The organism is Microbacterium panaciterrae, from assembly GCF_039541635.1.
GTDB classification, from domain to species: domain Bacteria; phylum Actinomycetota; class Actinomycetes; order Actinomycetales; family Microbacteriaceae; genus Microbacterium; species Microbacterium panaciterrae.
The window spans coordinates 117,436-130,109 of sequence record NZ_BAABGP010000004.1; the positions used below are offsets into that span (position 1 = coordinate 117,436).

The window sequence follows — 12,674 nt, forward strand, 5'->3', positions numbered from 1 at the left end:
CATACGTGCATCCGCGGGAAGCGGCGTTTCGTCTCGCTGCTCCTTCGTCGCTGCTCGCTCAACGACCCCGCAGGGGCGTGCGGCTCAGGCGGTGCGGGCGAGGCGCCAGGCCGTCGGGGTCTGGCCCGTGCGGCGGCGGAACGCGCGGCTGAAGCCCTCGTCCGAGCTGTAGCCGAGGTCGCGCGAGATCTCGCTGACCAGGCAGCCGAGCACGAGCCGGTCCTGTGCGGCGCGGATCCTGACCTCCGTCACATAGCTCGCCGGCGACGTGCCGAACGCGGCGCGGAAGCGCTCGGCGAACACCGTGCGCGACATGGCGCCGACGCTCGCCAGACCCTCGACGCTCCAGTCGTTGCCGGGGGCGGCGTGGATCGCCTCGATCACCCGGTCCAGGAACGGATCGCTCGTGCGCGCGGGCCAGCCGGCCGGTGCGCAGCCGTGCGCGGCCCAGGCGCGGATGACCGAGACGAGCACGGTGTTCGCCATCATTCGGCAGACGACCGCGTCGCCGTCGCGGAAGGCGCTGTTCGTCTGCGTGGTTGCCACGGCATCGGGCCGAGAGTCCGTGAGATCGAGCCCGAGCTGCGCGGCGAGCATGGCTGCGGCGGGCTCGTGCCGCGCGAAGTCGCGGACCAGCGCGACGTCGGGCAGCGCCTCGGCCACATGCCGGGCGCTTGCGGCCAGCGTGAGGGTGGAGATCAGGATCCGCGTGCCGGGATCCGTGCGCAGGGAGGTCGTGCGGCGGCCCGGGGTGAGGATCGCATCGCCCTCGACGAGCGACACCGGCGTGGCGCCGCACTGCGTGTGCACCGAGCCCTCGATGACGTAGACGAGGGACAGCGCGTCGCGGTCGAGCGCGATGATCTCGCCGGGCGCCGGGGCGATCCGCACCTGACGGCGCAGCCGCACGTCGACGGCCGCGAGCAGGGACTCGATGGGGCCATGGTCCTCGCGCACGGCGCCCGGCACGGCCACGTCGTGCGATGGCCGGCTGTCGGCGAGGAGAGTCATGATCGTCGCAACCCGGTGCGGCCGGCGGGTATTCCGTCCCGGGAGCAGGCGAGTCGCCCCAGATCAGGACGATCTGCGCCAGAACCGCCGGATCTGGGGCATTCATCCTGACGAGGGGACGAGGATCGGGCCCCTGCCGCGAGTGCGGTCAGAGGCCCGATGGGTGCCGGCGCGATCAGTCGTGCAGGTGGATGTGGACGTGGTGCGCCGGGGCGCCATACGCGCCGCGCGGGAACGGGCCGTGGCCGTGACGGCGGTGCACGTGGCCGAAGGCGGCGCGACCGTCGCAGTGCTCGCGGTGGTCGTGGCGTTCGCCGTGGCCGTGGTGCTCGTCGTGGTCGGGACCGAATCCGTGGCCGTGGCGTTCGCCGTCGCGGGGACCGAATCCGTGCTCGCGGGGACCGAAGCCATGTTCGCCGTGGGCGAACCCGTGACCGGGGCGACCGTGGTGCTCGGCGTGGCCGTGCTGTCCCCGGCGCCCGTCGCGGGTGCGAGCGGGACGGGGAAGGCGCATGCCCTCGGCCCAGCCGAGGCCGCGGGCGACCTTCTCGAGCGAGGCGGCCATGGCGGCGAAGTCCTCCGGGGAGAGCGGAGCGGCGACCTGGGCGCGGATCTCGTCGACGGCCGTGCTCAGGCGCGCCTTGGCGGCAGTGCCCTCGCCGGTCAGGGTCCAGCCCTCATCGGTGCGCCGGATCCAGCCGAGTGCGGCGAGGCGGCGCAGCTTCGGGCCGTGCAGCTCGCGGTCGGCGGGGACGGTGCCGTCGATGAGGTTCAGGATCCGCCAGTCGCGGCGGGTGATCCCCTCGTCTTCGAAGGCGGTGGCGAAAGCGGCCGCGGAGAGGCGGTCGACGGCGGTGATCCAGAAGCCGAACGGGCGGCTCCCGTCGGAGGGCGTGTGCTCTGAGTTGTTCTCGGAGTTGTCGTTTTCTGCGTTGTTCATACGAAGTCCTTCAGGTATCTGGGCGATGACGGACGGTCCCGTCGCTCTCGGCGGCCCGCGTCCCGGGCTGATCCCGGGTCCATGTCATCTGCCATGTACATGCAGTGTGACATGCAATTGAGGTGCATGTCAAGTCGCATGTAAAATCAGGAGCATGCCCCACGATGCCGAGACCCCGGATCCCCTCGACGCGATCGTCGCCGCGCTCGGCATGCTGCGCGGCCGGGGGCCGCGACTGTCCCATGAGCACCATCACGGCCTGCATGATGCGGACCCGCGGCACGGCGAAGGGTTTCGCGGACGGGGTGGGCCGCACGCCGGTCCGCACGGCGATCACGGCGGCCCGCACGGGGATCCGCGCGCGCGGGGTGCTGAGCGCTGGGGCGGGCCGCGCGGCGAGGCGCCGGCCCGGCTGCGCATGCTCGAGGCGCTCGCCGCGGGTCCGCTCAGCGTCAGCGCGATGGGCGAGGCGATCGGGGTGGATCAGCCGCGCGCCTCGCGCCTCGTGCAGCAGGGTGTGGACCGGGGCTGGCTGCGCCGCGAGGCGGATCCGGATGACGCCCGACGCACCCGCATCGTGCTCACCGACGAGGGGCGGCGGATGGGGCGTGGTGTCCGCGGCGACCGTCGTGAGGCTCTGCGCGGCGCGATGTCGGCGCTGACGCCGGAGGAACAGGCGGAGTTCGCACGCCTGCTGGCCAAGGTCGCCGCAAACTGGCGCTGACCCTGATACGGGTGGCTCAGGGGACGGCGCTCGCGGGCGAGTCCGCGGAGTCGCCGGCCCGCACGCGGCTCCCATCGATGTCGCTCGCGTCGGATCGGCGTGCGTCGACTTCGGCGATCCCGCCATCGGCGAACGCGACGATCGCGTCCAGCACCGGATCAGCCGCCAGCACGCGGTTGTGCCCCAGGCCGTCCGTGCGCAGCAGCTGCGAGCGTCCGGCATGCGCGGCATGCACACGCACGGCGTCCGCGTCGGGCATACGGCGGTCATCGCGGTCGTGCACCACGAGCAGTTCTGTCCCGGAGGGCAGCGGATCCCGGATCGCGTCGTAGGCGGCGGCGATCCCATCCGGATCGAGTCCGAATCGCGCGGCGAACCGCTGCTCGAGGCTCGCCGCGACGGCGGGCTCGAGGTGCAGTGCACGGGAGAACTCCGCCAGGAACGCGGCCGGCGATGCGCCGCCGGCGACCACCGCGACGCGGGGCGACGGCACGACGGTGCGCGCGGCGGTCAGCGCGGCGAAGCCGCCGAAGGAGTGTCCGACGAGCGCGTGGAACGGACCATCGGTGCGCTGCAGTCGTGCCGCGGCCTCGACCCAGTCCCGCACGTCCGTGCGTCGGCCGCCGGACCCGCCGTGGGCGGGCGCGTCGAACGCGACGACGCGGAATCCCGCGGACACGAGCTCCCGCACGAGGGGCGCGAACTGGGACGCACGTCCCTGCCACCCGTGCATCAGCAGGACGGCGCGTTCGGCGTGCCCCCAGCGGTAGGCGACGACCTCGGATCCGCGGATCCGGATCCGCTCGCGCTGCGCCGCCTCATGCGTCGCGCGATCCACCTCGCGTACGGTCATGCGCGGCGTCGTCGTGAAGAACAGGCGCAGTGCGAGCCGGCCGGCCAGGGGTGGCGACACGGCGCCGCCCGCGCGGAGGCCGGCGGTGAGGAGGCGGGTGGAGATGGGCATTGCGGGCTCCCCTCGAAGAAAGTGTACGAACGGTCATACGTAGATTACGCGAACGATCGTTCGTATACTAGGGGCATGTCGAAGGTCGCCGTGGATGCCATCGCGTCCGATCCTGCACAGCGTCAGGCCGCGGACGGCCGTCGTGTGCGTGGAGACGCCTCCCGGCGCACTGTCCTGCAGAGCGCGACCGACCTGGCCTCGGTCGACGGTCTGGACGGGCTCACGATCGGCCGGCTGGCCACGGCGTCCGGCCGGGGCAAGAGCAGCATCGCCACGCTGTTCCAGAGCAAGGAGGGGCTCCAGCTGGCGACGGTCGCCGCCGCGAGGGACGTCTTCACCGCTCTGATCGTCGAGCGTGCGCGCACCGAGCCGCGCGGCGTGCGGAGGCTGGCGTCGCTGCTGCGCAACGCCCTGGACTACTCCCGCGACCGCGTCTTCACGGGCGGGTGCTTCTTCGCGGCGACCGCGGCCGACGTCGATTCCAAACCCGGCCCCGTGCGCGACGCCGTCCGCACCGCGCTCGTGGACTGGTACGGCTACATCGAGGCCCAGGTCCGGCATGCGGTCGCGAACGGAGAACTCGCTGCGGTCACGGATCCGGAGCAGCTGGCGTTCGAGCTGGCGGCGCTGAACGAGGAGGCCAACTCGCGATCCCTGCTGCTGCAGGACGAACGGCCGTACGACCTCGCGGCACGGGCGATGCGTGAGCGGCTTCGTGCGGCGGGCGCCGCTCCGGATCGGCTGACCGCGCTCGACGCATGAGGACGGCTGAGGATCAGCGCGCGGGGTGCCCGCCCCGTCGCGCCTCCTTCACCGGCAGGAGCAGCAGCAGCCCCGCCAGCAGCACCACGACGATCCCCAGGATCCCGAACTTCGTGTTGCCGGTCAGGATGATGAGCACTGTCCAGGCGCCCTGGGCGATCCAGCTCGCCGCACGCCCGGTCGTGGCGTAGAGGCCGAAGATCTCGCCCTCTCGGCCGGCGGGCGTGACCCGGGCCAGGAACGACCGTCCCGCGGACTGCGCCGGTCCGACGAACGCGCACAGGATCAGGCCGCCGATCCAGTAGGCGATCCGCCCGGTGTCGACCAGGGCGAACACCGCGGTGCCCGCGACGCACATGCAGGCGAGCGAGATGATGATCAGCCGTTTCGGGCCCCAGCGGTCGTCGAGACGCCCGGCGAAGATCGTGGACACCCCGGCGATGAGGTTCGCCGCGACGCCGAAGATCACGAGCTCGATGAACGTGAAGCCGAAGACCGTGCTGGCGATGACGGCGCCGAACGTGAAGACGGCGCCCAGGCCGTCGCGGAATACGGCGCTCGCGACGAGGAACCAGAACGTGGTGCGAGTGCTGGGGTTCCGATACAGGCCGATGACGTCCTTCACGAGCAGGACGTACGAGGCGAAGAAGCCCACCTTCCGATCCGCCCGGCCCAACGACGGCTCCGGCACGTTCAGGAAGATCGGGATCGAGAACACGACCGCCCACAGTGCGCAGCCGATCGCGATGATGCGGAACGGCAGTCCGCCGTCCTCCGAGAGCCCGAACCAGTGCGCCTGATTGAACACGATCACCAGGACCAGGGCGACGATGCCGCCCAGATAGCCGAAGCCCCAGCCGAGTCCCGAGATCCGTCCGACCGTCTTCGGACTCGCGATCGAGATGAGCATCGCGTTCGAGTTCACCGAGGCGATCTCGCTGAACACGACGCCGGCGGAGATCAGGGCGACCCCCAGCCAGAACAGCGCGGGCGTCGGCGTGACGAACCACAGCCCGAGCATGCACAGGATCAGCGCGCCGGTCCCGATCCCGAGCCACAGCTTCTGGCGCCCGGCGGCGTCCGCACGCTGGCCGAGGACGGGCGCGAGGAGCAGGATCGCGAGGCCGGCGATCGTGCCACCGAGTCCGAGGCCGCTCGTCAGCTCGGCGATTCCGGCGACCCGCGCCGGATCGGTCGCGGCCAGGTTCGCCAGTTCCGGCGACAGGAACGCGGGGGTCGTGAGGTAAAGCGCGGTGAAGATGAAGGTCAGGATGACGGAGTGGAACGGCTGCGTCGCCCAGTCCCACAGCGCCCAGGAGTAGATCTGCTTCTTCGGCGCCGGCTCGTCACCGCGCAACCCCAGGCCCACCACCGCTACGGCTCCGCTGTTCGCGGTCGCCTGCGGTTCGGGATGATCGCCGTTGCTCATGCAGGAAGTCTCGCGGGTGCGGGTGAACGACGGGTAGCGGCGCGCCGGTACGCGAGCCCGGGTGCGCGGTCCGGATCCCTCCCCCCGGTAGGGCTGTTCTTTCCCGCGAGACTTCAACTGGGCCGCGAGACAGCGGCAATGTGCTGCAGTCTCGCCGCCCGGATGCAGTCTCGCGGATGCGACCCGAACCACGAGAACGGGATCCGAGGGGCCGGTCCCGGGGTCAGTGCGCGGTCGCGACGCCGATCGTGTCATGGATCATCACGGCGGCCACCCTGGCCCCCGCGCCTGCGGCCACGATGAGCTGCTGCGGACCGGGCGAGGCGACGTCGCCGGCGGCGTAGAGGCCGGCGACGCTGGTGCGTCCGGACCGGTCGGCGGCGAGGTGGCCGTGCGCGTCGAGGTCGGGTGAGAGCGCGGGCAGGAACGAGAGGTCGGTCTCCCACCGCGGGCGCACGAAGCCGCCGTCGAGCGCGTGCTCGGATCCGTCGGCGAGGCGGATGCCGGTGAGCGCACCGCGTTCGCCGTGCAGCTCGCGGATCGGGCTGCGCTCGACGGCCACGCCGGCGGCGGCGAGCTCCGCCTCTTCCGCTGCGTCGATGACGTCGGCGCCGTGCGTGAAGACCGTGAGCTCTCGCGTCCAGCGGGAGATGAGCCGGGCGCGGGCGGCCAGATCCGGCGTCTCTCCGATGAGTGCGAGCGGGCGGCCCTGCAGTTCCCAGGCGTCGCAGGCCGCGCAGCTGAACAGGCTGACCCCATAGAAGCCGCGCAGGTTCGGCACGTCCGGGAGCGTCTCGCGCAGCCCGGTGGCGAGTAGCACCCGATGTGCCGTGATCCGCGTCTCGGGCGCGCGGCGGCCGATGCCGGCGACGAAGCCGGATCCGTCGGACTCGAGGGAGAACACGCGCTCCCGGGTGCGGATGGTGACGTTCGGATACGCGGCGAGCTCGCCCCGGGCGATCCGTCGCAGCTCGTTCGGGGGGATCCCGTCGCGGGTGAGGAAGCCGTGCGAGACGAGGGTCGCGGCGTTGCGCGGACGGTCGGCGTCGACGATGAGCACGCGCGCGAGCGAGCGGGCGAGGTTCAGCGCGGCGGAGAGCCCGGCCGGCCCGCCGCCGATGATGAGCACGTCGTACGGTCCGTCGACAGGCTCAGCGGCCTCAGTCATGTCCGTCGCCCTGGGGCGGGAGAGCGGCGATGATCGGGTGGTCGAACGGGTAGACGCCGACCTTGGCGGCCCCGCCGGGGGATCCGATCTCGTCGAAGAACTCCACGTTCGCTTTGTAATAGTCGGCCCATTCCTCGGGCAGGTCGTCCTCGTAGTAGATCGCCTCGACCGGGCACACCGGTTCGCACGCCCCGCAGTCCACGCACTCGTCCGGGTGGATGTACAACGAGCGCTCGCCCTCGTAGATGCAGTCCACCGGGCACTCGTCGATGCAGGCACGATCCTTCACATCGACACAGGGAAGAGCGATCACATAGGTCATCGGGCGGACGCTCCGCTGTCGGCGAGGATCGCGCTGCGCGAGATCTCGACCTGTTCCTCGCGCGGCACGACCTTGACCCGCTCGCGGGTGTGCGCGTGCGCGGCGCCCAGGCCGCGTTCGTGCGCATCGAGCGCGAGCCAGCCGTCCCACGTGGTCACCTCGACCTCGCGCTCGGCGAGGAGGTCGAGGATGTCGGCGGTCTCCACAGGCTCGGCGAGCAGACCCGCGTCGAGGTCGGCCACGAGGTGCGCGATCGTCTCGGTCGCGTCGGACTTGGTGTGCCCGATCAGGCCCACCGGGCCGCGCTTGATCCAGCCGGTGGCGTAGAGGCCGGGCCGGCCGTCGACGCGGCCGCCCTCGTTCGGCACGACGCCGCGCCGGGCGTCGAACGGCACGTCGACGATCGGCGAGCCGAAGTACCCGACCGCGCGGTAGACGGCCGAGACCGGGTACTCGCGGAATTCGCCGGTGCCGGAGACGGATCCGTCCGGGTTCGGCGCCGTGCGCTCGAAACGGAGCGACTCGACGCGATCCGTGCCCGTGATCTCGACGGGAGCGTGCCAGAAGTGCAGGTGCAGCCGACGGCGCGCGCCGGTGCTCTCGCCGCGGTTCTCGGGGCGGTCGCGCCAGGCGTTCAGCGTGCGCAGCATGATCTTCAGCTGGTTGTTCGGGGCGGTGGCCGGATCCACGCCCTCGAAGTCGGCGTCGTCGAGGATGATGTCGACTCCGGGGACCTCGCCCAACTCACGCAGCTCGATCGGGGTGAACTTGATGTCGGCGGGGCCGCGACGGCCGAACACGTGCACGTCGGTGACGGCGGAGGCCTCGAGCCCGGCGAGCACGTTGTCGGGCACCTCGGTGCTGCGCAGGTTCTCGGGCAGCTTGGCGAGGATCCGCGCCACGTCGAGGGCGACGTTGCCGTTGCCGATCACCGCGACCCGCTCGTCGTGGAGGGGCCAGGTGCGCGGCACGTCGGGGTGCCCGTCGAACCAGGAGACGAAGTCGGCGGCGCCGTGGGATCCGGGCAGGTCGACGCCGGGGATGTCGAGGGCGGCGTCGCGGATCGCCCCGGTCGCGAGGATCACGGCGTGGTAGCGGGCGTGCAGCTCGTCGATCGACACGTCGCGGCCGATCTCGATGTTGCCGAGGAAGCGGATCACGCGGCGCTCGGCGTCGAGGCCCTGAGCGTCGGAGGGCGCGTCGAGCATCTCGTGCAGCGAGTTCACGATGCCCTTGATGCGGGGGTGGTCGGGGGCGACGCCGTAGCGGATCAGTCCGTAGGGCGCGGGAAGTGACTCGAACAGGTCGATCTCGACAGCCGTGACTCCGTCGCGCGCGGCGATGGCGTTCGACAGGATGTTGCCGGCGTAGATGCCCGCGGGCCCGGCGCCGACGATGGCGACGCGGACCGTCGGGGTCAGGATCCGGGCGGGGGAGGAGGAATCGGTCACGGCTGCAGGGTCTTTCGGTCGGATCGGGTTCGGTCGGATCGGGTTCGGTCGGGTCGGACGGCGGTGAGCACGGGACGCCCCGCTGCGGCCACGTCTGACCGCGAGACTTCATCTGGGCGGCGAGACTGCAGCACATTGCTGCTGTCTCGCCGCGGAGTTGAAGTCTCGCGGATCTCGGAGGCGCGGATCTGGGTCTCGCGGATCTGGGAGGCGGCGCGGGTCGGGGACGCATGCGGGCTGAGGCGCACCACGTCGCCGACCACGACGACCGCCGGGTTGCGCACCTGGCGGGTCGCGGCGAGGGCGGCGATCGTGCCGAGGGTGCCGATCGTGACGCGCTCGCCGGATCCGTATCCGTCCTCGATGATCGCGACGGGGCAGTCGGCTCCACGGGCTCCGCGGGCGAGGATCCCCGCGGTATGGCCTAGCGTGCCGATGCCCATGAGCAGGACGACGGTGTGGTCGGATCCGCCGGGCAGCTGCTCGATCGGATCGTGCGCGCTCGCGACGGTGAACGCGGTCGCGACGCCGCGATGGGTGAGCGGGATTCCCGCGACGGCCGGCACGGAGATCGCGCTGGTGATGCCGGGCACGACGCGTACTGCGATGCCCTCGGCCTCGCAGTACAGCGACTCCTCGCGGCCCCGGCCGAGCACGAACGGATCCCCGCCCTTCAGGCGCACCACGGCGCGGCCCGCGCGCGCGTGCCGCACCAGCAGGGCGTTGATCTCGTCCTGCGGCACCGGGTGGTGGCCGGGCAGCTTGCCGACGTCGATCACCTCGGCGTGCAGTTCCACGCCATCTGCGGCGAGCTGGTCGAGCACGGCGCGGGCGCCGAGCCGGTCCGCGACGATCACGTCGGCGGCCTCGAGGGTGCGGAGGCCCCGCAGAGTGAGCAGGCCGGCATCTCCCGGGCCCGCGCCGACGAGGGTGACGGTTCCGTACGCGGTGGTCATCAGGATCCTCCTCCGAGCAGAAGCCCGCGACGGCGCAGCACGAGTCGCTCGAGCGGGCCGAACAGGGCCAGTTCGATCAGGATCCCGATCGCCAGGATCAGGATGATCGTGGCGAGCACTCCGGGCAGGTCCGCCAGCTGCCGGGACTGGTCCAGCAGCGTTCCGAGTCCGAAGCCGATGGTGCCGCCGGTGGTGATGATCTCCGCGGCCATGAGCGACCGCCACGAGAACGCCCAGCCCTGCTTGATCCCCGCGAGGTAGCCGGGCAGGGCGGCGGGCAGCACGATCGCGGTGGCGGACTGCCAGCGGTTCGCGCCCAGCACGGTGCCGACCCGGCGCAGCTGCGGGGGCACCTGATCCACGCCGGCGAGCAGCCCGTTCACGATCGACGGGATCGCGCCCATCAGGATCACGAAGTAGGCGGTCGCGTCGGACAGGCCGAACCAGATGATCGCCGCCGGCACCCACGCCACGCTCGGCAGCACCTGCAGACCGGCGATCAGTGGGCCGGCGGCCCGGCGGAGCGGGCGCCACTCGGCCAGCAGAAGTCCGATCGGAGTGCCCACGACCACGGCGATCGCGAAGCCGATCAGCCCGCGTTCGAGGCTGGTCAGCACCGCCTCCTGCAGTCGGCCGGACTGCCAGGCGTCACCGAGCGACGCGACGACCTGCACCGGGCCGGGGATGATGTCCGGCCGCGGATGCGCGATCACGATGTAGAGCTGCCACGCGGCGATCAGCAGGATCAGCAGCGCGATCGGGGGCAGGATCGCGCGCAGGCGCTCGCGGGTGCGGGATCCGGATCCGAGATCCTCGGTCTGCAGGCGATCGAGTCCGGCCTCGAGGCGGGCGAGCTCGTCGTCCTGGCGAGTCGGGAGGAGGCGAGACGAAGCGTTCTCTCGAGGGTGCGGCGTTTCGTCTCGGTCGCCTGCGGCGTCCTCGCTCAACGACCCCGGGAGTGCGGGGGAGCGGGCGTCGGATTCAATCGGCATTGCGGCGGATCTCCTTTCGCAGCTCGACGGTGATCTCGGTCGCCAGGGCAGACACTTCGGGGGACTCGATCCGGCGTCCGCGGGTGCGTGCGACGCGCCACTCGCGCGCGATCCGGCCGGGGCGGCTGGACAGCAGCACCACGCGCTGGCCGAGGCGGGCGGCCTCGCGCACGTTGTGCGTGACGAACACGATCGTGCGGCCGGTCTCGCGCCACACGTTCTCCAGCACCTCGTGCAGCAGGTCGCGGGTGATCGCGTCGAGCGCGGCGAACGGCTCGTCCATCAGCAGCACCGGCCGGTCCTGCGCCAGCGCGCGGGCCAGGGCGACGCGCTGCCGCATGCCCCCGGAGAGCTCGTGCGGGCGCTTGTCCGCGGCGTCGGCGAGGTTCACGATCCCGAGCAGGCGCAGCGCCTCGGCGCGGCGTTCGGCCCGCGGCACTCCGCGCAGACGCAGGGCGAGCTCGACGTTGCGCCGCGCGCTCAGCCATGGCATGAGCGCGGCATCCTGGAACATCACGGCGGCGCCCTCCGGCGGAGTCGTGATCGTGCCGGCCGTGAGGGGTTCGAGCCCCGCGATCAGGTTCAGCAGGGTGGACTTGCCGCATCCGCTCGCGCCGAGCAGGCAGACGAACTCGCCGGGCACGATGTCGAGCGACACGTCGTCGAGCACCACCGGACCGGATCCGTACCGCTTCGAGACGTGCGCGAGACGCACGACGGGATCGACCGGATCCGGCGCGGGCAGGATCGGCGCGAGCCCGTCGAAGCTCGGCGCGAGCGGGATGGTCATTTCTTCGTTCCCAGCCCGCCGTCGTCGGCGGCCTTCTCGCCCCGCTCCTTCAGCGCGGCGTTCACCGCGGCGAGGTCGAACAGGCCGGCGATCGAGCCCTTCGTCTGCGTGCCGGCGGTGACGCCGTTCTTCACGAGGGTCTGGAAGGCCGCGGCGTTTGGATCGGCCGAGAACGACACGGTGCTCAGCGACCGCGTCAGCACGTCGTCGGCCAGGGCCTTGCCTGTCGCCGACTTCAGCGCGGCGTTGACGACGCCGGGGAGCTCGCTCTGGTGGCTCTTGATCCAGTCGAGGGAGTCGAGGTGGCCGGCGAGCAGCGCCTTCACGGCGTCGGGATGCTGATCGGCGAAGTCCGTGCGCACGAGCAGCACGGTGGTCGGGAACTTCCCGCCGGGCCACAGGTCGCGCTCGTCTACGAGGACGTGCGCGCCGGCCTCGACGACCAGGCGCGACGCCCACGGCTCGGGGACCCAGGCGCCGTCGAGCTGCCCGTTCTTGAAGAGCGTGAGCGTCTGCGCGTTGTCCGTCGGCGTGATCTTCACGTCACCGCCGCCCGAGACGTTCGTCTTCAGGCCCTTCGAGGTCAGCCAGGTGCGCAGCGCCACGTCCTGCGTGTTGCCGAGCTGCGGGGAGGCGAGCGTCTTGCCCTTGAGGTCGGACGCGGAGGTGATGCCGTCGCGCACGACCAGCGCCGCGCCGCCCGAGGTGGCACCGGCGATCACGCGGACCGAGGCGCCTCCCGACTTGATGAACGTGTTGATCGCCGGATTCGGGCCGATGTACGCGGCGTCGATGGCGCCGGCGGAGAGCGCCTCGACCGCGGCGGGACCGGCGTTGAACACCTCGGTCTGCAGCTTCGTCGTGCCGAGATCCTTCTGGATCAGGCCTTTCTCGATGCCGACCAGGGCAGGCGCGTGCGTGACGGTGGCGAAATAGCCGAGGTGCAGGGTGGCGACCTTCTCGGTCGTCGCCGCGGATGCGGAGGCGCAGCCGGCGAGCATCGCCATCGCGAGTCCGAGAGAGGTGAGGGCCGTGCTGATGCGGGTCTTGCTGTTCACTGTCGCCTCCTTAGGCGTTCTTGGGTGGGTGCGGGGCGGGTCCCTTCGACAGGCTCAGGGACCGGGGTGGGGCTCAGGGGTCGGATCTGGAGCTCAGGGATCGGGGG

At 71.7% G+C, this 12,674-nt stretch carries 13 protein-coding genes; 2 read left to right on the plus strand and 11 right to left on the minus strand.

The window, feature by feature from the left end; genetic code table 11:
• Window positions 1-84: 84 nt before the first annotated feature.
• Window positions 85-1,011: a helix-turn-helix transcriptional regulator gene (locus ABD882_RS02925; RefSeq protein WP_345184176.1), complete on the minus strand. Its 927-nt coding sequence runs from the start codon at window positions 1,009-1,011 to the stop codon at window positions 85-87.
• Window positions 1,012-1,186: 175 nt separating this feature from the next.
• The gene (locus tag ABD882_RS02930) at window positions 1,187-1,951 is read right to left on the minus strand and encodes a MarR family winged helix-turn-helix transcriptional regulator (RefSeq protein WP_345184178.1); all 765 of its coding nucleotides are present in this window, start codon (window positions 1,949-1,951) and stop codon (window positions 1,187-1,189) included.
• A 154-nt stretch (window positions 1,952-2,105) separates the two neighbouring features.
• Here ABD882_RS02930 and ABD882_RS02935 point away from each other — a divergent pair, with 154 nt between their 5' ends.
• Complete coding sequence (locus ABD882_RS02935; RefSeq protein WP_345184179.1) at window positions 2,106-2,675, plus strand: MarR family winged helix-turn-helix transcriptional regulator; 570 nt, start codon at window positions 2,106-2,108, stop codon at window positions 2,673-2,675.
• Between the two features lie 16 nt (window positions 2,676-2,691).
• On the opposite strand, the gene ABD882_RS02940 is transcribed toward ABD882_RS02935, so the two are convergent.
• On the minus strand, window positions 2,692-3,639 hold the full coding sequence (locus ABD882_RS02940; RefSeq protein WP_345184181.1) for an alpha/beta hydrolase family protein: 948 nt from the start codon (window positions 3,637-3,639) through the stop codon (window positions 2,692-2,694).
• A gap of 75 nt (window positions 3,640-3,714) precedes the next feature.
• Between ABD882_RS02940 and ABD882_RS02945 the strand changes: the two genes are divergently transcribed.
• Window positions 3,715-4,401, plus strand: a complete 687-nt coding sequence (locus tag ABD882_RS02945; RefSeq protein WP_345184183.1) for a TetR/AcrR family transcriptional regulator — start codon at window positions 3,715-3,717, stop codon at window positions 4,399-4,401.
• A gap of 13 nt (window positions 4,402-4,414) precedes the next feature.
• On the opposite strand, the gene ABD882_RS02950 is transcribed toward ABD882_RS02945, so the two are convergent.
• The 8 genes from ABD882_RS02950 to ABD882_RS02985 all read right to left on the minus strand — a co-directional run bounded on the left by ABD882_RS02950 (window position 4,415) and on the right by ABD882_RS02985 (window position 12,567).
• Window positions 4,415-5,830 (minus strand): MFS transporter, encoded by a 1,416-nt coding sequence (locus tag ABD882_RS02950; RefSeq protein ID WP_345184185.1) that lies wholly within the window; start codon window positions 5,828-5,830, stop codon window positions 4,415-4,417.
• 223 nt (window positions 5,831-6,053) lie between these two features.
• Window positions 6,054-6,998, minus strand: a complete 945-nt coding sequence (locus ABD882_RS02955; protein ID WP_345184187.1) for an NAD(P)/FAD-dependent oxidoreductase — start codon at window positions 6,996-6,998, stop codon at window positions 6,054-6,056.
• Window positions 6,991-7,320, minus strand: coding sequence for a ferredoxin (gene fdxA / locus ABD882_RS02960; protein WP_345184189.1), 330 nt, complete (start codon window positions 7,318-7,320; stop codon window positions 6,991-6,993). Before fdxA ends, ABD882_RS02955 begins: the two co-directional genes overlap by 8 nt.
• Complete coding sequence (locus ABD882_RS02965) at window positions 7,317-8,771, minus strand: FAD-dependent oxidoreductase (RefSeq protein ID WP_345184191.1); 1,455 nt, start codon at window positions 8,769-8,771, stop codon at window positions 7,317-7,319. The genes fdxA and ABD882_RS02965 overlap by 4 nt, the downstream gene beginning before the upstream one ends.
• The gene (gene cobA / locus ABD882_RS02970; protein ID WP_345184193.1) at window positions 8,768-9,727 is read right to left on the minus strand and encodes a uroporphyrinogen-III C-methyltransferase; all 960 of its coding nucleotides are present in this window, start codon (window positions 9,725-9,727) and stop codon (window positions 8,768-8,770) included. Before cobA ends, ABD882_RS02965 begins: the two co-directional genes overlap by 4 nt.
• Window positions 9,727-10,719 carry an ABC transporter permease gene (locus tag ABD882_RS02975; protein ID WP_345184196.1) on the minus strand — a complete coding sequence of 331 codons (993 nt, stop codon included), beginning with the start codon at window positions 10,717-10,719 and terminating at the stop codon, window positions 9,727-9,729. The genes cobA and ABD882_RS02975 overlap by 1 nt, the downstream gene beginning before the upstream one ends.
• Complete coding sequence (locus ABD882_RS02980; RefSeq protein WP_345184198.1) at window positions 10,709-11,509, minus strand: ABC transporter ATP-binding protein; 801 nt, start codon at window positions 11,507-11,509, stop codon at window positions 10,709-10,711. The genes ABD882_RS02975 and ABD882_RS02980 overlap by 11 nt, the downstream gene beginning before the upstream one ends.
• Window positions 11,506-12,567, minus strand: coding sequence for an ABC transporter substrate-binding protein (locus ABD882_RS02985; protein WP_425563314.1), 1,062 nt, complete (start codon window positions 12,565-12,567; stop codon window positions 11,506-11,508). The genes ABD882_RS02980 and ABD882_RS02985 overlap by 4 nt, the downstream gene beginning before the upstream one ends.
• Window positions 12,568-12,674: the final 107 nt, after the last annotated feature.